Below are 22,134 nucleotides of genomic sequence, written 5' to 3' on the forward strand. Positions count from 1 at the left end.
TCAATTAATCGCACAGTTTGCTTCACCGAATAAATGATAACGTGTCATCGGCATATAACAAGGCTGCGACGTAGGTTTTACCAATATGACGAAAGCTTGGCTTTTGTGGTAAAAACGCAGCGATCATTTGTTCATGATCATCAATTTCAATCGCTTTTACTAGCATCAGCATTTTTCCGATGGAGCCACTGTGGTCTAGCAATGCCGATACACAGGCTTCACTGAGCAAAAATTCTTCACAGATTTCCGCGATGGATTTATCGAGTATTGCATCGAGTACAGAAACAAGCCCCACTAAGTATCCCGTGTTCATCACTTCTTCGCCATGCTCTTCTAGCATATCAGCGATAAATCGAGCCCGAGTTAAGCCTAATTTGGTCAACTCAGATGGTTTATCTTGCCCTAATTCACTTAATGTCAGGACTGTAATAAATTGGCGAATTAAATCTTCGCCTAAATAGATAATCGCTTGTGATAATGAGCTAATGGAAGACTTTGCAGATTTACACGCGCCATTAGCCATTTTCAGCACCCGTGCAGTTAAACTAATATCTCGCGCTACTTTGTTCTGAACTTGCGTAAAATCAAGGCTATCTTGAAGCACTAGTTTCATCAAATCAATGACGACTAGTTTGAGTGGCGTGATATTTTTTAGGTTCATCATTTCTGGTTTTGCAAAAAAGTAGCCCTGATATAAATCAACCCCAACTTTAACCAGCTCTGCGAAGGTGTGATAATCTTCAATCCTCTCAACAACTATTTTTGTTTTAGGATAGAGCCGCTTGAGCCTTTTTACTTGTAGTAACGTGCGCATGAGCGGCGTTTCAACTTCAAGTTTAATATAGTTCACTTGACTCAGTAATGGCTGCCACTTCTCATCCCCATCATAATCATCAAGGGCAAAGATGTAGCCTTTTTTTCGCATTTGTTCGATATACCCGCTGACCTTTTCGACCTCATTCGTCCGCTCAACAATTTCGATCACTGCTTGCTTTGGTGACACCAAATTAGGAAGCTCAAGAATTAACCCTGATGTTGATAAGTTGATAAAAGCTCGTTGGTTATTCGTTAGTTTATCAATCCCATGCAGCAGTAATGCATCAAAAAACATTCGTCCTGTTGCCTGTTCATCTGTCAGGTGGCTAGGGAAAAAATTAGCTGCTGAATCGCGATAGAGCAATTCATAGGCATAAAGCTGTCTCTCGGCATTAAAAATTGCTTGTCGTGCAATAAATTGTTGTTCTATTTCGGGAACTTTTACGTCTAAAGGGTTTTCCATATCTCATCTCAATAAATCAATAACAACAGAAAAAAGACTCTGCCCATTGCTTGACTTAACTCTAGTCTATACCAGGCATAATTTCACAAAGAGACTCTATTTATAGAAAATAGCCTCTATTTTTTGAGTTTATCTGCATTGTAGGTCACTCTTAATAACAAGGTACCTTTCGGAAGCTGTATGCTTAAATTACATTGGCTAGGACTTTTTTTAATCTCGATAAGCGTAGGCGCATTTCCTGCTGATGACGTACGTCTGAAATATGATCTCAGTGCATCAAACGGCCTCATTCCATACTATAACAATGACCCAGATTTCCCTGGTATTTTTCCTGAGTTCATCCAACTATTATTAAAAGAAGCAAATATACGAGGTGAGGCGGTTGTTCTCCCTCCTGCACGTACTCAGTTGGCTCTCTCTAGAGGTGAGCTCGATTTTGATATAATTAGCCCTAGTTGGTTTAAAAACCACCAAATTCCAAAAGGCTTTATTCTTTCTGACCCGCTTTTAAAAATGACCGAGCATTTAATTTATCTGCCGAGTAAGAAACGAATGTTTAAAGACATCAAGTCGATTCGGGGTCAAACGATAGGCACAGTAAGGGGCTACTTTTACCATGATGACGATACGTTTTTTCGCTTTGACTTGATATCTGAAAAAGAAATTATTCAAGCGTTGTACAAAGATCGTATCGACGTAGGTATTTCTGGTGACTTACCCGCTTTATACTGGTCGAGAAAATTAAATATCCCAATTCAACTGGGGCCCATTCATTCTGAAGGGTATGTCCATCTTCGCTTAAGAGATGAGCACCAACACTTGTTACCACAACTCAATAAAGCGCTGAATCATTTACTCGAACAGGGCACTCTTGATGTGATCGTGCAACGTTACTTACAAATTATGGCCTCTCCTTCAAGCGCTCCTTTTGCGCCATCAGAAAAGTAGCAACCTTACTTTTTATCAGGGAATGGGGCTGTGTGACTCGCACTTAACCCGTCTAGGAGTATAATGTCGCCTTTTAAAAATCCAGGAACGCATACAATGAGTATTGAACAAGCTTTAATAGAACGTAGTGATAATAAATGTGAACTGTGTGGCTCGTTACACGACCTATCTGTTTATGAAGTCCCTCCTGTTGCTGAAGCACATTCAGATAAATGCATTTACGCCTGTCTGGTATGTAAAGATCAGATAGAAAAAAATACCGATTTAATTATTAATCACTGGCATTGCCTGAATGACAGCATGTGGAGCCAAACCCCTGCGGTTCAAGTGATGGCGTGGCGAATACTCAATCGCCTTACAACAGAAGGCTGGGCTAAAGATCTCCTTGATATGCTTTACCTAGAAGACGACACCAGAACCTGGGCAGAAAAAATAGTCGCTGAATCGGATGTTATTACACATGTCGATAGTAATGGCGTGATTTTACTAGCTGGCGATACAGTCACCCTCATTAAAGACTTAGACGTAAAAGGTAGCAGCTTAGTTGCTAAACGAGGCACAGCTGTACGCAATATAGGTCTCACCAACAATCCAGAACACATTGAAGGCCGTGTTGAAGGACAGCGTATTGTTATTTTAACTAAGTACGTAAAAAAGTAATGTATGCGATCCATATCCAAAGCATTTAAATAATCACATCCAATCACCCTTTACTAAGTTTTCTAACACATGTTGGGTAGCCTTTACCCAACATCTCTTGCACTCCCTCTTGACCTTGCTAACTCATAGCTTTATAAACGTTGTATCAAATAAATTGGTGCTACTATGTCAGCTAAACATCCTATCATTGCCATCACCGGCTCATCAGGTGCAGGAACAACGACCACGACTAACGCGATAAAACATATTTTTCGTAGTTTGAATATTGAAGCCGCTTTTGTCGAAGGTGATAGTTTCCATCGTTATACACGACCTGAAATGGACAAAAAAATCAGAGAAGCCCAACAAGACGGCCGTCATATTAGCTACTTTGGCCCAGAGGCCAACGACTTCGGTGCTCTTGAAGAGTTATTTTCCACTTACTCAGCCAAAGGCGAAGGTAAATCTCGCCGTTACTTGCACACCTTTGATGAAGCGGTGCCCTACAACCAATTACCAGGTACATTCACACCTTGGCAGGATTTGGATGCCAATACAGACATTCTATTTTATGAGGGCCTTCATGGCGCAGCCGTTGACGAGAACCATGATGTTGCTAAACATGTTGATTTGCTCATTGGTATGGTTCCCATCATCAACCTTGAATGGATCCAAAAGCTCATTCGAGACACGAATGAACGCGGCCACTCTCGTGAGGCTGTGATGGGCTCTATCGTGCGCAGTATGGATGATTATATTAATCACATTACGCCACAATTTTCTCGCACTCACATTAACTTTCAGCGCGTGCCAACCGTTGATACCTCTAACCCATTTAGTGCTAAAGATATTCCATCATTAGATGAAAGTTTTGTAGTAATACGCTTTAGAGGGATTGAAGATGTGAACTTCCCATATTATTTACAAATGATTGATGGCAGTTTTATGTCGCGCCGCAATACTATGGTGGTCCCTGGAGGAAAGATGGGCTTAGCCATGGAGCTGCTACTACGTCCATTAATCGAAGATATTATCAATAAAAAACGCGGTCTTGCTTCGTTGCAGCCTTCACAGTTACCCATCTAATCACGCTGAATTTGACATAAAAAAAGCTGCAATCATGCAGCTTTTTTTATGTCAAAGGCTTATTTAAATCGGATCTGGCAAGTTTCGCCCGTAGAAGATTTCTTGCATTTCGCGCGTTAGTTTTGCCCGTATTTCGTCTTCTTCTTCCTGACTTAAGTCGTCGGTTGTCATACCAAATAAATACATATTAAGATCGGTTTCTTTTAACATCATCTTAGTATGGAATAAGTTTTCTTGGTACACATTCACATCGGTCATCTGATACGCATCTTGCGTATCTTCAGTCATAAAGTTTTGAATAGAATTGATCGCATGATCAATGTAATGCTTTTGCCCATCAACATCACGTGTAAAGCCGCGTACACGATAATCAATCGTTACAATGTCAGACTCTAAAGAATGAATTAAGAAGTTTAACGCTTTTAAAGGAGAAATAACTCCACAGGTTGAAACTTCGATATCTGCACGGAACGTACAAATACCATCATGCGGATGAGATTCTGGATAGGTGTGAACACAGATGTGACTTTTATCTAAATGCGCAACCACTGAGTCAGGTAAAGGGCCTGGTGTTTCATCTTGATCGACATCATTAATGATCGGCTCTTCAGAAACTAAAATAGTCACACTAGCGCCTTGTGGATCATAATCTTGACGAGCCACATTCAGAATGTTTGCACCGATAATATCCACCACTTCGCCTAATATATCAGTCAGACGGTCGGCATTATATTGTTCATCAATATACTCAATGTATTCTTTACGTTGTTGTTCAGTTTTTGCGTAACAAATGTCGTAAATACTGAAGCTTAAACTTTTAGTTAAATTGTTAAAACCGTGGAGTTTAAGTTTTGTAAATGGTTCGTTCACGATAAACCACCCTCATATCTGACTGAGTAAATCTGCGCAAAGCAGCATGAAAAAAGATTGCGGATTTTATACGAATAATCCCTCATGACAAAGCTTTATTTTTGCCTAGAGAGAAACAACTTCGTGGCTGTGAGTAATATCAACAGTTTTATCAAGCATTAATGCAACTGAACAATATTTTTCTGCAGATAGAGATACTGCACGAGCGAGGTGTTTATCAGAGACATCTCGACCTGTAACAATGAAATGAAGATTGATTTTTTTAAACACTTTAGGAGCGGTTTCTGCGCGTTCAGCGGTGAGTTTTACTTCTACATTGCTAACATCTTGCTTCGATTTTTTTAAAATACTCACAACATCAACTGAAGAACAACAACCAACAGACATAAGTACCATTTCCATCGGGCTAGGTGCAGCACTATCGGATCCCGTATCAAAGACCACATTGTGACCTGAATTCGATAACCCTATAAATGTATCCCCTTCGACCCATTTCACACTCGCTTGCATGTCTTTCTCCACTTGTTATTTTTATGGCTCATTGCCCAAGCAAAGTGTATGGATTTACCATCAGAGTGCAAGATAAAAAAGACCAATTAGCTTCCAGCACTTGAAAATGCAGAGTCAAAGAGGTTTTTAACAAGTCCAGCAAATTCATCAATAAACTCTTTTTGCTCAACCGTCACAGGTTGATTAATGACACCTGAGAGCACTTCTTGTAAATCATAAACGATGCCATCTATTTCTCTCACAATTAAGCTGCGCTGCTCTGTCGTGAGCCCTTTATGTTGCTGACAAAAAGTCATGATTTGCTCGGCGATATCATCTTCTATAAACGAAATCACCGTGTTTCCTCCCTTAGCCACCTCTCCTGACTTCTCAAAAATAGATAAGTTTTGAGTCAAATACATGATGAGCTCATCATAACCTGGCGTATTAGTCACCATAATGGTTCCTGTCTCTTTTTTGATAAAATGCAATACCATTATTTAAGCAGAAAGCCTGATGAAATACTAGGCACAAGGCTTTATTAGCTTTGCACCTGACTGATTGAAATCTAACTACAAAAAAAGCAGCTTTCGCTGCTTTTTAATCATGGGTTTATATCGATAAACCGGGACTTAACGTCGCAGGCATGCTGACCTGCTCAAGCTCAACCGAAGCAACCGGATAAGCGCAGTAATCGGCGGCATAAAATGCACTAGCTCGATGATTACCTGATGCACCAATGCCACCAAAAGGCGCCGCACTTGATGCTCCTGTGATAGGACGATTCCAGTTTACTATCCCAGCACGAATACGACGTAGAAAGTGCTCGTAATCAGCCTCGTTATCACTTAATAGGCCTGCAGATAACCCAAAATCAGTATCATTACCTTTGGCAATCGCTGCATCAAAGTCAGTGTAGCGGAATACCTTTAACAACGGACCAAAATGCTCGTCATCAGGGAAGTTAACCACGTCAGTACAATCGATTATGCCAGGAGTTACAAAGCCCGTTCCAGCTGTATGCTGTAACTCAACTAATACCTTAGCACCTAAAGCCACCAACTCTTGCTGTGCTTTAACCATTGAAAGCGCTGCTGCCTCTGAAATCATTGATCCCATAAACGGCTGCACTTCATCATTATAATGACCCACTTTAATCGCTTTAGTTGCAGTAATCAGCTGATCTAAAATCGCATCACCTTGCTCATTTTGGCTTAAAAACAGTTTACGTGCACATGTACAGCGCTGGCCGCTTGAAATAAACGCCGATTGGATAATGTCATGCACTGCAGCTTTAGTATCTGCAACATCTTTGACGATCAATGGGTTATTACCACCCATTTCTAACGCTAATATTTTGCCTGGCTGACCAGCAAATTGCTGATGAATGAGGTGACCTGTTCGCGAAGATCCCGTAAAGAACAAACCATCAATACCACGATGAGACGCTAAAGCTTTGCCCGTTTCAACTTCGCCTTGAACCAAATTTATCACACCTGTCGGTAAGCCTGCTTTTTCCCAAAGTTTCAAGGTGAGCTCAGCAACCATTGGTGTCAATTCAGATGGCTTGAAAACCACTGTGTTACCTGCCAATAACGCAGGCACGATATGTCCGTTAGGCAAATGCCCGGGGAAGTTATACGGGCCAAAAATAGCAACAACACCATGAGCCTTATGACGAATAATCGCCTTACCTTGTGGCATAGGGTTTTCGACCGTCCCTGTGCGCTCTAAATATGCTCTTTCAGAAATTGCAACTTTGCCTATCATCGCGCCAACTTCTGTCGCGGTTTCCCATAACGGCTTACCCGTTTCTAGTGCGATTGCTTCAGCTAATTGCTCTTTGTTCTCCGAAAGTTGCTCTGCAAAACGCTTAACCACAGTTAGCCGCTCTTCAAAGCTTAAATCTGCCCAAAGGTAATATGCTTCACGAGCTGAATGAACAGCGATATCTACTTGGCTGGCATCGGCTGCGCTGGCTTGCCAAATCACATCATTTTTTGCCGGGTTCAGGGAACTAAATAATTCACCTTGGCCTTCAACCCATTGACCATTAATAAACTGAGCAGCGTGAGACATCTCAATTCTCCATTAATTTTATAATTCAGCAATACTAATTGTATCGCCAGCTTGAACGAGTAAAGCATCGGCAATTTGCTGAGAAATAACCACTGTATCGGTATTAAATTCAACAGAAAGATCTGCCAAAGTTGCTCTAAATTCTACTAAACCATCATTGGACAGCATGATTTGAGATCCACCTTGATTGTCACCAATCACGACTTTGCGCTTTTGTGCAATACGAACTGTGCGTATATTATCAACCTTCGCTTCAACCGTTGGACCCGCATCAAAAATGTCGACATACCCATTGAAGGTAAACCCTTCGTTTTTCAGTAACTGGATAGCCGGGCGCGTTTTATCGTGCACTTTACCAATAACCGCTTGCGCATCTTTACTCAATAAGTTCACATAAATCGGGTATTTTGGCATTAACTCAGCGATGAACACCTTTTGACCAATCCCTGTTAAATAATCAGCCGTTGGAAAGTCCATTGAAAAGAAATGCTCTTCAAGCCATTGCCAAAATGGGCTACGTCCTTTGTCATCAGAAATACCACGCATTTCAGCCAATACCGTGTCTGCAAAACGTTGCTGATGCGCCTTAATAAACATGAAACGCATTTTTGACAATAATTTTCCATTACCACCTTTACGAAATTTATCTCGCAAAAACAGGGTACATAACTCAGTCGCTCCGGTGTAATCGTTACACAAAGTTAAAATATCAACCGCTTTATAAACATTGAGCGTACGTGATGAATGAATCACTTTGCTTAAGTGGTAATGGTAAAAAGCATCATCAAGACCCACTGCGGCTTCAATTGCAGAAGTGCCGACAACTAAACCAGTTTCAGTATCTTCAAGTACAAATAAGTAACCTTCGTCTTCTGGTTGAGCGACCTGTTTAGCAAATGAAGCTTCTGAACGGGCTATTTTCTTTGTTAGTAGTTCTTCATTAACAGGTAATGAAGTAAAACCATGGCCAGATTCATCCGCGATTTTTAGCAATTCAGCATAATCTGATTTTCGGATAGGGCGAACGATCATCATGATGGCGCTTACTCCCTTATATGTAAGTGACGGTAAAATGTGGGCAAACAAGAAAGCTTACCCACAGATAGGATAATTACTGAGCGTTTACGACTGAAGCGACTGCTTTTTCAAAACGCGCCATTCCTTCACGAATATCAGCTTCAGGAATAACTAACGAAGGAGCAAAACGAACCACATTTGCGCCTGCAACCAACGCCATTAAGCCATTAGCAACACACGCCAACATAAAGTCACGCGCTTTACCTTGATATTGCTCGTTCACGACTGCACCTAATAACAAACCTTTACCTCGGACTTCACTAAATACATTATATTTAGCATTCACTTCTTCAAGCAATTCGCGGAATAAAGCTTCTTTCGCTTTTACTCCATTAAGTACTTCCGGTGTATTGACTGTATCAAATGCCGCTTCAGCAACAGCACATGCGAGTGGATTACCACCGTAAGTTGAGCCGTGCGTACCGACTTTTAGGTGTTTAGCAATATCGGTAGTAGTGATCATCGCACCGATAGGAAAGCCACCACCTAATGCTTTAGCTGTCGTTAGAATATCCGGTGTCACACCTAATCCTTGGTAAGCATAAAGTTCACCTGTACGGCCAACACCAGTTTGCACTTCATCAAAAATAAGTAATGCATTGTGCTTGTCACATAAAGCGCGAACGCCTTGAATAAATTCAGCCGTCGGGCTGACAATCCCGCCTTCACCTTGTAATGGCTCTAACATCACAGCACACGTATTATCTGAAATCAACGCTTCAAACGCAGCTAAATCATTGTAAGCACAGTGATCAATATTACCTGGTTTTGGACCGAAGCCATCTGAATATGCAGCTTGACCACCAACGGTGACAGTAAAGAAAGTACGACCGTGAAAACCTTGATTAAATGCAATAATCTGAGATTTTTGCTCACCATGGTTATCCAAAGCCCAACGACGAGCTAACTTAAGTGCCGCTTCATTGGCTTCTGCACCTGAGTTTGCAAAGTAAACCTTATCCGCAAAAGTGGCATCTACTAATTTTTTCGCTAAACGAATAGCTGGCTCATTCGCCATTACGTTGGCAACATGCCATAGCTTTTCGCCTTGCTCTTTTAATGCTGAAACAAGCGCTGGATGACAATGACCTAAACAATTAACCGCAATACCGCCCGCGAAGTCGATATATTCATCACCGGCTTGATCCCAAACTCGCGAGCCTTCACCACGGACTGGGATCACCGCTGATGGGGCATAGTTAGGTACCATTACTTCGTCAAATAATTCGCGATTTACAGTCATTGTATTTCCTCTATTAGTGAGTACAAACTCGATAAATAAAATGATTTTTTATCATTAGCTGTACGCCGTCTCTGATATCAAAGACAAGATTTAGATTACCATTATTTCAAAAAAAAGCGCTTATGTCTTGCTGCAAAAAACGCTACACGCCTTTATATTCAAGGGTTAAGATAATATTTCAGTGAATATGCATAAGTATTTAAGCCATTCCATGCAAAAGCCTTTTAGGCGCTATCCTAGATAGATTTAACTCTCCAAATGAATACTGCATTAATATACGGCAATTATTTTCAAATAAATGATTAGTTTTAGGGCAAAATCAGTATTTAGCCTCTTCATTCTAGCTCAGGGCCACTTATTTGTAAGTCAAAGTATGGATGAATCGATAATGCGAATTGATAAAAAACGTCGCGTTTCTAAAAAAGGTTTGCTTGCTATGAATACGTTTTAATAAAGTTAGATAATAGCGCTAAGCCCGACTCAGTCAAAATCGCTTCAGGGTGAAACTGAACTCCCTCTAGCGGAAGCGATTTATGTTTAAGCCCCATAATTTCAACCTCCCGCTCATGATCGACCCAAGCTGTGACTTCTAATTCCGCAGGAAGCGAGTTCAGCTCCACAATCAACGAATGATATCGACACACAGTCAAAGGATTATTCAGCCCTGCAAATACACCCGAGTTGTTATGTCTAATGACAGACGTTTTGCCATGCATTACTTCTTTGGCTCTCACTATATTCGCCCCTAAGGCTTGCGCGATGGTCTGATGCCCTAAACAAATTCCTAAAATAGGGTAATCGAAACGGCATTTATTGATAACGTCGAGCGATACACCCGCTTCTGAAGGGGATTTAGGGCCTGGGGAAATGACAATGTGATCTGGGTTAAGCTTAGCAATATCATGAACTGTTATTTCATCATGGCGCTTAACCACAACATGTTGGTCAAGTCTTTGAAAGTACTGGACCAAGTTATAGGTGAATGAATCGTAGTTATCGATCATTAACAACATAAATAATTCTCTGATAAACAAAAGCCAGGCGTTGCCTGGCTTAATAACAACGATATTGATTACGGACGAGGAATAAACCCAACCGCATCATAAACGGCTTTTAGTGTTTTCTCTGCTCTTTCGCCGGCTTTTTCCGCACCTGCGCGCATAATTTGATCGAGTCGAGTTTGATCTTCTCTAATTTCATGGAAACGAGCTTGAATGGGCTCTATCATTGCAACAACAGCATCTGCAGTATCTTTTTTCAAATGACCGTACATTTTCCCTTCATATTCAGGAACTAACTGCTCGATAGAGCGCTTAGTTGCAACGGATAATAGCGTTAATAAGTTAGATACCCCGGCTTTTTCTTGAGGATCAAAATAGATACGCGCTTGCTCATCAGAGTCCGTCACTGCTTTTTTAAGCTTTTTCTCTATTTTTTTCGGCTCATCTAGCAGCATTATATAACCATTCGGATTCTCGTCTGATTTAGACATTTTTTTGGTCGGATCTTGCAAGCTCATCACTCGCGCGCCAAACTCAGGAATATAAGGCTCAGGAATTTTAAAGACATCACCATAAATATTGTTAAAACGATTAGCAATATCACGTGTTAGTTCTAAATGCTGTTTTTGATCTTCACCAACAGGCACCTGATCGGCTTGATACAGTAAAATATCTGCTGCTTGCAACACTGGGTAGCTGTATAAACCAACGTTAATGTTATTGGTATTTTTTGCTGACTTATCTTTAAATTGAGTCATACGGTTAAGCTCACCCATTTGTGCATAGCAATTAAGTACCCAGCTTAATTGAGCGTGCTCTGGCACTTGAGACTGAACAAATAATGCCGACTTTTCAGGGTTTATGCCACACGCTGTATATAAAGCAATACCATCTAGGACACGCTGTTTCAACAGTTGAGGCTCTTGGCGCACGGTGATTGCATGCAAATCAACCAACATGAAAAAACAATCATGATCTTGTTGTAAGGTCAGCCATTGATTAATTGCACCAATATAATTACCAATCGTCATGCCGCCAGTTGGCTGAATGCCACTTAATACAACAGGTTTACTCATGTTTGTTTTTCTCTCTTTAAAATGATAAATCGTACTTAACTATGCGTTGATTACCTAGGATTTTAATCCTTTGTTAGCCATCAGCAAAGTGAAATACGCGTTTTTATTTGACTTGTGCTAATTCCGCTCTCATTTGATCGATGACAACCTTATAATCGGGTTGATTAAAAATAGCCGAGCCCGCGACGAACATATCAGCACCCGCTTCGGCAATTTCTTTAATATTTGCAACATTCACCCCTCCATCTACTTCTAAGCGAATGTTTCGACCCGAAGCTTTTATCAGGGCTTTGACTTGTTTAAGTTTATCAAGGGTCTGATTAATAAAACTTTGTCCACCAAAACCAGGATTAACTGACATCAGCAAAATCACGTCTAGTTTATCCATCACATATTCTAAATAAGAAAGTGGTGTTGCTGGGTTTAATACTAAACCAGCTTGACATCCCTGCTCTTTAATTAGTTGCAGAGTGCGGTTAATATGCTCACTCGCTTCTGGATGAAACGTGATAATACTCGCCCCAGCTTTTGCAAACATAGGTATCAAGCTATCTACAGGTTTAACCATTAAGTGCACATCTATAGGTGCTGTAATACCGTAATCTCGAAGTGCTTGGCAAACCATAGGACCGATTGTTAAATTGGGCACATAGTGGTTATCCATCACATCAAAATGAACAACATCAGCTCCTGCAGCCAAAACTGCGTCAACATCCTCACCTAAGCGAGCAAAGTCTGCTGATAAAATCGATGGTGCAATTAGAAATTTAGACATGATCACCTCTCAAATAATAGGGTTGCTAATGTATACTATTTTATTTTGAATTTCACCTTTACAAACATTTAACAAATGATTAATATTATTTATATTCGCATATATATTATTTATCATTCTTCTTGTTTTTTACCCTTTATTTGATTAAGCTTTGAACACGTTTTATACGAAGGGGAATAGCTATGATAGTTAAGGGAACAAAACGAATGTTGGTTGCATCATCTGTAGCCTTATTTTCAGCGACTACTTTTTCTGTGATTACCACCCCAACCTCTCAAAATACACAATGCAGCTGTACGAGTAATTATTCGAACCAATATGCGTATAACCGCGCTTTAGCACAATGTCGTTTAGACAATGCTTCTAATAAAAGTTGGTTTTCCTGGCTCAAAGGAGACAGCCGAAGCGCTCAATTTCATTATTTGGATTTGTTAGAGCTACTGAGTCATTCCGAAAAAGATGCACCATCATCAGCGCAATTTACACCAACAAACTAAATTGAATAATATCCTTTCAATTTTGCAGAGTATTGCAGCTGCGGCTTTTGGAGTGCAAAGCGAAAGAAAGCGACAATCCGATGCCACTGAACATTCAGCGGTTACATTAATCGCCGTAGGCATGATCTGCCTTACTATTTTTATCTTTTCTCTCTATTTATTAATTCAGTTTATTCTAGCTTGACTACTTACTATACAAAGCCATTAACTCATCCACTTTATTTCTAGAACCGCCTTTAGGACTGATCGTCCTTTTTACTTGTATCATATCAAGTGATGCCTGAGCGTAAATTTTTCTTGTCCAAACTGTATCATGATTAGAAATTAGTACAGGAGTATTAAACCTAAACGCACTTTGCTCAGCTAGATTAGCTAACTGAGCCTGATCATCTAAACTGAATCCGCCTTTTGCATACGAAGTAAATGAAGCTGTTTTACTCAAAGGCACATAAGGTGGATCACAATACACGACAGAAGAACTAGGGAGATCCTGAAATACATCAGAATAACTCTTACAGGTAAACGTTGCTTTTTGAGCCTTTTCGGAAAAGAAGTACAGCTCCTTTTCAGGGAAATATGGCTTCTTGTATTTACCAAAAGGCACGTTAAAAATACCTTTTAGATTATATCTACATAAGCCATTGTAGCCATGCCTATTAAGGTATAAAAATAAGATTGCACGCTCATAGGCGTCTTGACATGCATTAAACTGAACGCGATATTGATAATAAGCATCACTATGATTATTTAAATCGACAAAAAGCTTACGTGCATCACTAATAAATTCATCTGGCTCGTTTTTTAATTCATTATAAAGATTAATTAAATCTGCATTGATGTCATTAAGAATATAATGCTTAAAGTCTGTATTTAAAAATACAGAACCAGCCCCTACAAAAGGTTCAATTAGGGTATCAGCCTCAGGTAAGCGTTTGGCAATTTCTTCTACTAAACTGTATTTTCCACCGGCCCACTTTAGAAAAGCGCGAGTTTTTTGTTTCATTTATTAATTTGCAATCTTTTTTAGTTAGGCTGTAAACGAGCAATTTCTGCTTGTATCGTTTTTATCGTTTTAGAAAAGGGAGCCAATTCCAATAAACTAGCTTCTAGCTGTTGTTTAGCTTCCTGACTCTGCGTGATATTTTGGTATGGCCCTATCGTCACCACCCACCATGGCGCATTATTTCGCTGTGTTTGATATATTCTAACCTGATTGAGTGTGTGATTCATCAGAAACTGCTGTAATGTTTCTTCATCACTCACCGCTATAAGCTGTAGCATGACCAACTGCTGTGATTGCTCAACAAACCATTGATTATCATAAGCTACCGTTACAACAGGTGTTGATAATTCTATCGCTTTTTCGGGTTTATAATCAGAGCTGAATTCTTTTTCAATATTTGGCTCTTCAACTAACTGCAGTTTATTCGCCATCAGCTCATTTAAGATTGCTTGAGTCGAGTTTTTGTTTTCTGGCAGAGTAGAAGTAAAAGGCTCTTGCTTATTAGATAAGCGTTCAGTATTTAACTGCAAAAGTTCATTTACATCACTGACACTGGCATTAATTGACTCTGGTTTTTTTTCATCAACTAGCCCTGCTGAAGTCGTTATTTCTGAAAACTTATCAGTAGAAAGTACCAGTGGTACGGGGTTTAAAGTTTGTTCTTCTGCTTCTAGCAACACAGGCTTTTGATTCTTCAACACTAAAACATAAAACGAAGCTGAAATAACAAGTAAGAAAATCAAAAGTATTGAAATTGCTATTACGTAAACATGCTTTTTCGATGAGCTTGCAGCCTCAGTTTGTTTGCTCTGAAAGTCTTGCCAAGCTAGTAGCAATGTTGGATTGCCGTTTGCAGAGTCTAGAAAACTGATAAAAACAGGATCATAACGATGTGGTAACTCGTCATAGTACATAGCTAAAAATTGTCGGCTTTCATCTGGACTAATTGGCTCTAAATGGATGTGAGTAGCTGAGGCTATTGGAACTGGCTTATTTGCAGCTAATAAAAACTTAACGTATTGAGAGTGTTGCTTAGCTACCAACTCAAATTCATTTAACAATAGATCGCTGCTGTGCTGAACATTATCTAGCACTATCAAAAGATATTGGGCATCTCTGTGCTGAAATAACTCATTAAAATTTTCTGAGAAACTAAGCGTTTGATCGATTAAAGGGGAGGAAAAACATTGTTCGAGGACTGAGTTCATGACTGAGATATCAGTCATTTTAGCCGTTAGTTGTACGTATGATTTTGTATGATTTTGATATTTTTCTGAGACAAAAGATTCAAGTAAATAACTTTTACCAATACCTGACTGGCCGAGTAAACATATGATTGGCTGACCATACTCATATTGAAGCTCGATACGATCTACCAATGCCTGACGACTAGGTAGAATCTTAGCTTGCATTAGGAGATATCAGCTCCTGCAGTTCATTCAAAGTAACATCAGAAACCAGTTCACACTGACCAAAACATTTTGGTAGGATAAATCGAATCGTTCCTTGTTTATTCTTTTTATCTTTCTTCATATGCTTAATAAATGCCTCGTATGTCACATCTGATGGAAACGAAACAGGTAAGTCAAAACTTTCCAATAAGCGTTGAACTCTTGTCACTTCAACTGGTTGCAACTTCCCTCTATTTTCACTCAATTGACATGCCATCATCATACCCGCAGCAACAGCCTCACCGTGGAGCCACTGCCCATAGCCCATTTCAGCTTCAATTGCATGGCCAAAGGTGTGCCCTAAGTTGAGCAATGCTCTAACGCCTTGCTCTTTTTCATCTTCAGCGACAATCAACGCCTTAATTTCACAACAGCGGTATATAACATGCTGCAATGCGTCATTATCTAGACTTTTCAATTTAGAGACATTTTTTTCTAAGTATTCAAATAGCTCAGTGTCATAAATTAAACCGTACTTAATTACTTCAGCCATTCCCGCTGAAAATTCACGAGCAGGTAATGTTGAAAGGCTGAGCGTATCAATCAGCACCATGTCAGGTTGATAAAAAGCACCAATCATATTCTTGCCTAGCGGATGATTGACCGCTGTTTTCCCCCCTACTGAAGAGTCAACCTGAGAGAGCAGTGTCGTGGGTATTTGAATAAATGGAACACCCCGTTGATAACAAGCTGCAACAAAGCCCGTAAGGTCACCTATCACTCCACCACCTAAGGCAATTAAACACGTATCACGCCCGCAATTATTCTCAAGCAAAAACGCTGAGACTAACTCAAATGAAGCAAGGTTTTTATGCTGCTCACCATCAGGTAAAACAATATGTAATGGGTTATATGACGCTAGCTGCTCTAGAAGTGTGTCCAGGTATAGCGGCGCGACAATATTGTTTGTAACAACAACCGGCCTGTTACTTTGAATGAACTTAGAAAGGTCAACCCCGGACTGGTAAATTCCGGGGCCAATATAGATTGGATAACTACGCTCATCTAAATTAACGGTCAATTCAAGCATAAGCGTATTTCTCCTTTAACTCTTAAAAATCGAGTTTTTCAATAATTTGATTTGCAACTACTTTTGCACTTTGTTCGTCTGTGCGAACAACAATATCAGAAACCTCTTCATATAAAGGAACACGTTCTTCTGACAATCGCTCGAGCACTTCTCTCGGATCTTCCTCTGTTTGCAACAAAGGACGTTTTTTATCTCTTTGAGTACGAGCGACTTGTTTTTCGATTGGAGTTTCCAGGTAAACCACAATACCACGTGCTGATAACTTATTGCGGACATCTTTACTGATAACTGAGCCACCGCCAGTTGCCAGAACAATACCCTGCATTTCAGTTAAATCAGAAATTACAGTTTCTTCACGACGTCGAAAACCTTCTTCACCTTCGATGTCGAAAACCCAAGCAATATCTGCACCTGTACGACGTTCGATCTCTTGATCAGAATCGAAAAATTCGAGGTGTAGTTGCTCTGCTAAATGACGACCTATAGTGCTTTTACCTGCACCCATTGGACCCACTAGAAATATATTACGTTTTTCAGCCATATCTGTTTAGTACAATCGAACTCTAAAATTTAAAATAAACCCCGCCTACTGAGCTGGCCCCAAAAATTAAGGGGCTGATTATCTCAGTATTCGAATAGGTATTTCAAGTGAAATGAAATAAAAAGGCCCATATGGGCCTTTTTATTTTTCGTTAGTCTTTTAAAATCTTTGGTGTAACGAAGATAAGTAGTTCTTTTTTCTCATTTAGTTCGCTTGTCGACTTAAACAAGGTACCAAGGTAAGGAATATCCCCTAATAGCGGCACTTTTTTAGTGCTACTAACTATTTGCTGCTGATAAATCCCACCTAACACCACTGTTTGGCCATTTTCGACCAAAACTTGCGTTTGAATTTGCTGCGTATCAATCGCAACGGCAGGGCCTGTTGGTGTTTGCACTGTATCACCTCGTGTATCTTGCGTGATAACTAAGTCTAAAATCACTTTATTATCAGGCGTAATATGTGGTGTTACCTCTAAGCTTAATACTGCCTTTTTGAACTCTACCGTTGTTGCACCACTCGAAGCAGCTTGAACATAAGGAATTTCAGTACCTTGTTCAATTCTGGCTTTTTTCTGGTTTGCCGTAGTAATACGCGGGCTTGCGATAATTTCAGCTTTATTCTCTTGCTCAAGAGCTGATAATTCTAAATCGATTAACGTACCATCAGCGAGTTTTGCAACATGCATCCCGATGCTACCAGCTGGGCTACTTACAGGTAAGTTAACATTTAAGCGCTCTGTTAAAGATGGAATAATGCCTTTAGATATTTTTTCAGCTCCAGTAATAGTCCCTGCAATACCATCAGTCATTTGCTGATCACTAAATCCCCAACGTATTCCCAAATCTTCTTGGACATTATCTCGTACTGTGACCATTCTAGATTCAATCACAACCTGCTTAACCGCAACGTCTAATGTTTCGACCATACGACGAACATTTTCGATACTCTTGGCTGTGTCTTTAATTAAGAGAGTATTTGTACGTGGGTCTACTGAGACCGCACCTCGAGCAGAAATAATAGAGTTTCCTTGTGAGGTAAGTAAACCTGAGAACTCTTCAGCTTTAGCATAATTGAGTTGTATATACTCACTATAAAGTGGCTCTAAATCTTCAACGGCCTGCTTAGCTTGCAATTCTTTCGCTTCTCTTGCTGCTAACTCTTCTGTTGGAGCAACCATCAAAATTGATCCATCCATGCGCTTATCTAAACCTTTTACTCGAAGCACGATATCAAGGGCTTGATCCCATGGAACACCATCTAGTCTAAGAGTGACATTACCCGATACTGAGTCACTGGTTACCAAGTTAAAGCCATTTAAGTCAGCAATAATTTGCAATACCGAACGAATCGAAATGTCTTGAAAATTAAGTGACATGGGCTTGCCTTGGTAGTTTTTACCATCACCTAAGAAGCTCTTTTTAGATGTATCTTTCTCAACGGTTAACGTAAAAATATTATCTAACTGCTGATAGTTGTAATCAAATTCACTCGTTGTATCGATCACGATACGGCTATTAGCCCCGTCTTTAAACGTTTCAATCGTGCTAACAACTGTACCGTAATCCATTACATCTAACTGATAGAGAAGATCATCAAGAATGTCCGTATTGTGGAAAACAGCCACCACTTTACCTGCTTGTTCACTAACATCTATCGCAGCCATATTTTCTTGCATGAAGATCAATATACGGGCTTCACCTTTTTCGCCGCGGCGAAAATCAACAGCTTGAATCTTGTTAATGTAAGTTTGAGAATCATCGATAGAGGCTGTTTCTGCAACGTCTTGTGTTGGGTTATCTGATACGTGTAAATAAAATAAATTTTTATCCGTACGCGTCTGGTAAATTTTTAGGTGGTCTAAATAAATAGTAACCTTAAAGCCATCATTTTGAAATTCATGAGTGACTCTTTTAACACCCGCTTTATTAATTAATACTTCGGTTAAATTTTCTTCATAATCTGCTTCATCAAAAAATAACTCAATACGAGCTGGCTCACTAAAAACCTGAATTTTTGGTTCAATATAGATCTCTTCATCGAACACAAATTCAATTTCTGTTTCGCCCTCTAATAGCGGGTTGTATCGTACATCGTATAACAAAGGCACGGCACTTGCTGAAGTGGCCATCAGTAAAAACAATAATGAAATTATTGCTGATAGTCGTTGATTCAACTTAGTTATTCCCTTGTGCATATAATTAAGCCCTATTTTATTATTGGGATGCATTGCCCGCCTCCACTATTTCTACTTTTGTCAGGCGTTCTTTCCAACATCCTGCACCATCAGGTATCATTTCTAATAATTCTATATAACTACTTTTAACCTGCAATACTCGACCATGATATAAGCCCATGTAATTACCACGAGTAACTCGGTACAAAGTATCATCAGAAGCAGTTATTAACGCCCAAGTGTTTATTCCACTCCCCAACGTCCCTTTCATTGCGATGTTATCAAGCGGATAACCTTCCAATGGTTCCTTCTTACGTTTTGGATCTGGATGCAGGCAATTTTGCACTTGCAGCAAATTATCTTGAATAACCTCAGGCTTTGGAGCCACAAATGGGCTACGCAACTCTTGAGCATTATAAACAAAATGCTCAAATTTAGTTATTTCTGGGATAGGTTCTACTTTTGCTTTTGTTCCCGCACGTACTTGATTGATAAATTCTTGTTGTTCAGTGATATCATCAAAACAACCTGTTAACACTAAAGGTAACACAATATACATGATTTTTTTCATTATTGTGCCTCCTCATAACGATAAGTCTTCGCTACAACACTAAATTGTAGTCGTTCATCACCGTTCGATTTTATACTGAAGTCATGAAGGCTCACAATACGAGGTAATTGTGCAACCTTACTAACGAACTCTCCAAACTCATGGTAACTACCCACCACTTCGATTTTAATGGGTAGTTCAGTATAAAATTCTTTTTCAATCTCCGGTAACCAGCCAATCTTGTTAAATGTTAAGCCACTTGTGGTTCCAACATAAGATAAGTCATCAAGCAAACCTGGGGTTTCATTCGATGTCGGTAAGCGTTTCAACAACTGAGAAAACTTATCCTCCATCTCGATCATTTGCTGTTTATAAATTTCTAAGTTGCTCGCAACCGCATATTTGACTCGAAAAGTAGTTCTAAGCTCTTCTTCTTTCTCTAGTGCTCGATCGTACCCTTCAATTTCACCTGACACAAAAAGGTTATAAGTGAGTAAAGACACTGCAGCCGCAGTAATAATGCCGGTGATAATCTTCACAACAAGGGGCCATGAGCCTATGTTTTCAAGATCTAATTCACTCAGATCGATCTCATTGAGGGCATTTAAATCTATTTTCATTTTTCGCCCTCACCGATTTGCTCAAATGGTTTAACACTAAACTGCATATTAAAATCACTTAATAAGCGAGATTGCTGCTCTGCTGCGGTAATATCTTGCATGACAGGTCTTTCAAATAAATATGAGTTTTCTAACTGACGTAACATAGATGACAAACGGTTGTTAGACTCACTTTTACCGATGATTTGCAAGGCTCTATCGCGACGCTCTAAGCTAGTAAGATAAACACCTGACGGTACCATTTTGGCTAACTCATCCATAATTTGCGTACCCAAATTTCGGCTACTTTGCAATTCTTCGATTAAGCGCATACGTTGCTGAAGGCTTTCTTTCTTTTTATCAAGCTCTTTGATTTCAGCAATTCGTTTATCAAGAACGACTATTTCAGCTGACAAAAAGTTATTTCGAACATTCTGCCCTTCTTTCATTGAGCCATAGACCATACTGATAGCAAACATCGATCCAAATGACACCAAGGTGATCAAAAACAAAATCGATAAAAATTGCTTTTGTGCTTCTTTACGTGACTCTTCGCGCCACGGTAAGAGGTTTATATGTGGCATGATGAAAAGCTCCTTAACGCTAAGCCAGTCGCGACAGCCAACTGCGCTTTATGTTTATCTAACAGCTCTCTGTCAACACCAGGAGCAAGCTCCATTTGGTTAAAAGGATCGATAATTATTGAGTGAATTCCTAATTCATCCACGAGCAATTTATCAAGGCCACGAATTAAAGACGTTCCGCCAGACAACACAATGTAATCTATTTGGTCTTTTCCGCTAGTTGTTAAAAACATTTGTACCGCGCGCCTGACCTGCTGCAAAAATGCAGTTTGAAATGGCGCCAATACCTCAAACGTATAGTTAGGAGGCAAGTCACCACTTATTTTGGCCAACTCAGCTTCATCAAAGCTTTTGTTGTAATAAGATACAATTGTATTTGTATATTGCTCACCACCAAATACTTGGTCTCGGGTATAAACAGTGTCACCATTTTGCACCACGCTAATCAATGTCATCGCGGCACCAACATCGATGAAGGCAACCGTTTTATTGGGGGCATCATCCGGTAAAGAAGAATAACACAGATCAATTGTTCGACTTAACGCATACGCTTCAACATCGACGACTTTGGGCATAAACCCACCGCCATCAATTGCACCAACTCGAGCTTCGATGCTTTCAGTCCGAGCGGCAGAAAGAAGCACATTTACTTTTGATGGGTCAGCTTCGTTAATATGAAGCTTCTCGAAATCCAAACTGACCTCATCTAACGGATAAGGAATAAGACTATCGGCTTCAATTTCTATTTGGGATTCGAGTTCAGCATCAGAAAGCGCAACATCCATAAAAATAACTTTCGTTATAACGGTTTGACCAGACACCGCCACTGCTGCCTGCTGAACACTTTTAGGCATTTTTTTGCGAATTTTGCTAATTACACGAGAGACAGCTTCGATATCTTGGATTGAACGCTCAACCATCGCACCTTTAGGCATTGGCTCAATTGCTATCGCCTCAAGGCGCATGTGAGCGTCTTTTTGGCTGAGTAAGACAGCTTTTACAGAGTGTGAACCTATATCGATTCCTACCATCCATACCACTGGCTTTTTTATTAGATTTGTTAACATAACCCTAACGCTATCCCTATTTTTTTATAATTATAATAACTTTATAAAATCTAGCGAAAAAATTTTATTCATTT

24 protein-coding genes are annotated in these 22,134 nt (G+C 39.8%); 5 read left to right on the top strand and 19 right to left on the bottom strand.

Annotated elements, in window-relative coordinates; translation table 11 throughout:
- Window positions 1–22: 22 nt before the first annotated feature.
- Window positions 23–1,279, bottom strand: a complete 1,257-nt coding sequence (locus AC3KVK_RS14255; protein WP_490311801.1) for an EAL and HDOD domain-containing protein — start codon at window positions 1,277–1,279, stop codon at window positions 23–25.
- Window positions 1,280–1,459: 180 nt separating this feature from the next.
- Here AC3KVK_RS14255 and AC3KVK_RS14260 point away from each other — a divergent pair, with 180 nt between their 5' ends.
- The 3 genes from AC3KVK_RS14260 (at window position 1,460) to AC3KVK_RS14270 (ending at window position 3,952) form a co-directional block, all read left to right on the top strand.
- Window positions 1,460–2,227, top strand: a complete 768-nt coding sequence (locus AC3KVK_RS14260) for a substrate-binding periplasmic protein (protein ID WP_490311800.1) — start codon at window positions 1,460–1,462, stop codon at window positions 2,225–2,227.
- Window positions 2,228–2,323: 96 nt separating this feature from the next.
- On the top strand, window positions 2,324–2,887 hold the full coding sequence (locus AC3KVK_RS14265) for a PhnA domain-containing protein (RefSeq protein ID WP_490311799.1): 564 nt from the start codon (window positions 2,324–2,326) through the stop codon (window positions 2,885–2,887).
- 165 nt (window positions 2,888–3,052) lie between these two features.
- The gene (locus tag AC3KVK_RS14270; protein ID WP_490311798.1) at window positions 3,053–3,952 is read left to right on the top strand and encodes a phosphoribulokinase; all 900 of its coding nucleotides are present in this window, start codon (window positions 3,053–3,055) and stop codon (window positions 3,950–3,952) included.
- A gap of 63 nt (window positions 3,953–4,015) precedes the next feature.
- On the opposite strand, the gene speD is transcribed toward AC3KVK_RS14270, so the two are convergent.
- The 9 genes from speD to rpe all read right to left on the bottom strand — a co-directional run bounded on the left by speD (window position 4,016) and on the right by rpe (window position 12,562).
- The gene (gene speD / locus AC3KVK_RS14275; protein WP_490311797.1) at window positions 4,016–4,822 is read right to left on the bottom strand and encodes an adenosylmethionine decarboxylase; all 807 of its coding nucleotides are present in this window, start codon (window positions 4,820–4,822) and stop codon (window positions 4,016–4,018) included.
- Window positions 4,823–4,927: 105 nt separating this feature from the next.
- On the bottom strand, window positions 4,928–5,332 hold the full coding sequence (locus AC3KVK_RS14280) for an OsmC family protein (RefSeq protein WP_490311796.1): 405 nt from the start codon (window positions 5,330–5,332) through the stop codon (window positions 4,928–4,930).
- Between the two features lie 86 nt (window positions 5,333–5,418).
- Window positions 5,419–5,769 carry a DUF3802 family protein gene (locus AC3KVK_RS14285; protein WP_490311795.1) on the bottom strand — a complete coding sequence of 117 codons (351 nt, stop codon included), beginning with the start codon at window positions 5,767–5,769 and terminating at the stop codon, window positions 5,419–5,421.
- A gap of 154 nt (window positions 5,770–5,923) precedes the next feature.
- The gene (astD, locus tag AC3KVK_RS14290) at window positions 5,924–7,390 is read right to left on the bottom strand and encodes a succinylglutamate-semialdehyde dehydrogenase (RefSeq protein ID WP_490311794.1); all 1,467 of its coding nucleotides are present in this window, start codon (window positions 7,388–7,390) and stop codon (window positions 5,924–5,926) included.
- A gap of 18 nt (window positions 7,391–7,408) precedes the next feature.
- Window positions 7,409–8,425 (bottom strand): arginine N-succinyltransferase, encoded by a 1,017-nt coding sequence (gene astA / locus AC3KVK_RS14295; RefSeq protein ID WP_490311793.1) that lies wholly within the window; start codon window positions 8,423–8,425, stop codon window positions 7,409–7,411.
- Window positions 8,426–8,501: 76 nt separating this feature from the next.
- Window positions 8,502–9,710 carry an aspartate aminotransferase family protein gene (locus AC3KVK_RS14300; RefSeq protein ID WP_490311792.1) on the bottom strand — a complete coding sequence of 403 codons (1,209 nt, stop codon included), beginning with the start codon at window positions 9,708–9,710 and terminating at the stop codon, window positions 8,502–8,504.
- Between the two features lie 434 nt (window positions 9,711–10,144).
- Window positions 10,145–10,723, bottom strand: coding sequence for an anthranilate synthase component II (locus tag AC3KVK_RS14305; RefSeq protein WP_490311791.1), 579 nt, complete (start codon window positions 10,721–10,723; stop codon window positions 10,145–10,147).
- Between the two features lie 59 nt (window positions 10,724–10,782).
- A complete protein-coding gene (gene trpS / locus AC3KVK_RS14310) occupies window positions 10,783–11,787 on the bottom strand; it encodes a tryptophan--tRNA ligase (protein ID WP_490311790.1) in 1,005 nt (334 codons plus the stop codon).
- 103 nt (window positions 11,788–11,890) lie between these two features.
- Window positions 11,891–12,562: a ribulose-phosphate 3-epimerase gene (rpe, locus tag AC3KVK_RS14315; protein WP_490311789.1), complete on the bottom strand. Its 672-nt coding sequence runs from the start codon at window positions 12,560–12,562 to the stop codon at window positions 11,891–11,893.
- 182 nt (window positions 12,563–12,744) lie between these two features.
- Here rpe and AC3KVK_RS14320 point away from each other — a divergent pair, with 182 nt between their 5' ends.
- Both AC3KVK_RS14320 and AC3KVK_RS14325 read left to right on the top strand, forming a co-directional pair.
- Window positions 12,745–13,059 carry a hypothetical protein gene (locus tag AC3KVK_RS14320; protein ID WP_490311788.1) on the top strand — a complete coding sequence of 105 codons (315 nt, stop codon included), beginning with the start codon at window positions 12,745–12,747 and terminating at the stop codon, window positions 13,057–13,059.
- Window positions 13,022–13,243 (top strand): DUF2970 domain-containing protein, encoded by a 222-nt coding sequence (locus tag AC3KVK_RS14325; protein WP_490311787.1) that lies wholly within the window; start codon window positions 13,022–13,024, stop codon window positions 13,241–13,243. The genes AC3KVK_RS14320 and AC3KVK_RS14325 overlap by 38 nt, the downstream gene beginning before the upstream one ends.
- Here the strand turns inward: AC3KVK_RS14325 and AC3KVK_RS14330 are convergent, their stop codons facing one another.
- The 9 genes from AC3KVK_RS14330 to AC3KVK_RS14370 form a co-directional block, all read right to left on the bottom strand.
- The gene (locus AC3KVK_RS14330; RefSeq protein WP_490311786.1) at window positions 13,244–14,062 is read right to left on the bottom strand and encodes a Dam family site-specific DNA-(adenine-N6)-methyltransferase; all 819 of its coding nucleotides are present in this window, start codon (window positions 14,060–14,062) and stop codon (window positions 13,244–13,246) included.
- Window positions 14,063–14,082: 20 nt separating this feature from the next.
- Window positions 14,083–15,474, bottom strand: coding sequence for an AAA family ATPase (locus AC3KVK_RS14335; protein WP_490311785.1), 1,392 nt, complete (start codon window positions 15,472–15,474; stop codon window positions 14,083–14,085).
- On the bottom strand, window positions 15,464–16,543 hold the full coding sequence (gene aroB, locus AC3KVK_RS14340; RefSeq protein ID WP_490311784.1) for a 3-dehydroquinate synthase: 1,080 nt from the start codon (window positions 16,541–16,543) through the stop codon (window positions 15,464–15,466). Before aroB ends, AC3KVK_RS14335 begins: the two co-directional genes overlap by 11 nt.
- A 22-nt stretch (window positions 16,544–16,565) precedes the next feature.
- On the bottom strand, window positions 16,566–17,084 hold the full coding sequence (gene aroK, locus AC3KVK_RS14345) for a shikimate kinase AroK (RefSeq protein WP_086744747.1): 519 nt from the start codon (window positions 17,082–17,084) through the stop codon (window positions 16,566–16,568).
- A 151-nt stretch (window positions 17,085–17,235) separates the two neighbouring features.
- Window positions 17,236–19,281, bottom strand: coding sequence for a type IV pilus secretin PilQ (locus AC3KVK_RS14350; RefSeq protein WP_490311783.1), 2,046 nt, complete (start codon window positions 19,279–19,281; stop codon window positions 17,236–17,238).
- A 19-nt stretch (window positions 19,282–19,300) separates the two neighbouring features.
- Window positions 19,301–19,831 carry a pilus assembly protein PilP gene (locus AC3KVK_RS14355; protein WP_490311782.1) on the bottom strand — a complete coding sequence of 177 codons (531 nt, stop codon included), beginning with the start codon at window positions 19,829–19,831 and terminating at the stop codon, window positions 19,301–19,303.
- Complete coding sequence (locus AC3KVK_RS14360; protein WP_490311781.1) at window positions 19,831–20,430, bottom strand: type IV pilus inner membrane component PilO; 600 nt, start codon at window positions 20,428–20,430, stop codon at window positions 19,831–19,833. The genes AC3KVK_RS14355 and AC3KVK_RS14360 overlap by 1 nt, the downstream gene beginning before the upstream one ends.
- Window positions 20,427–20,993: a PilN domain-containing protein gene (locus AC3KVK_RS14365; RefSeq protein ID WP_490311780.1), complete on the bottom strand. Its 567-nt coding sequence runs from the start codon at window positions 20,991–20,993 to the stop codon at window positions 20,427–20,429. Before AC3KVK_RS14365 ends, AC3KVK_RS14360 begins: the two co-directional genes overlap by 4 nt.
- A complete protein-coding gene (locus AC3KVK_RS14370) occupies window positions 20,981–22,060 on the bottom strand; it encodes a pilus assembly protein PilM (protein ID WP_490311779.1) in 1,080 nt (359 codons plus the stop codon). The genes AC3KVK_RS14365 and AC3KVK_RS14370 overlap by 13 nt, the downstream gene beginning before the upstream one ends.
- Window positions 22,061–22,134 lie beyond the last annotated feature (74 nt).

The sequence above is a fragment of the Pseudoalteromonas sp. J2K-J979 genome (genome assembly GCF_058169715.2).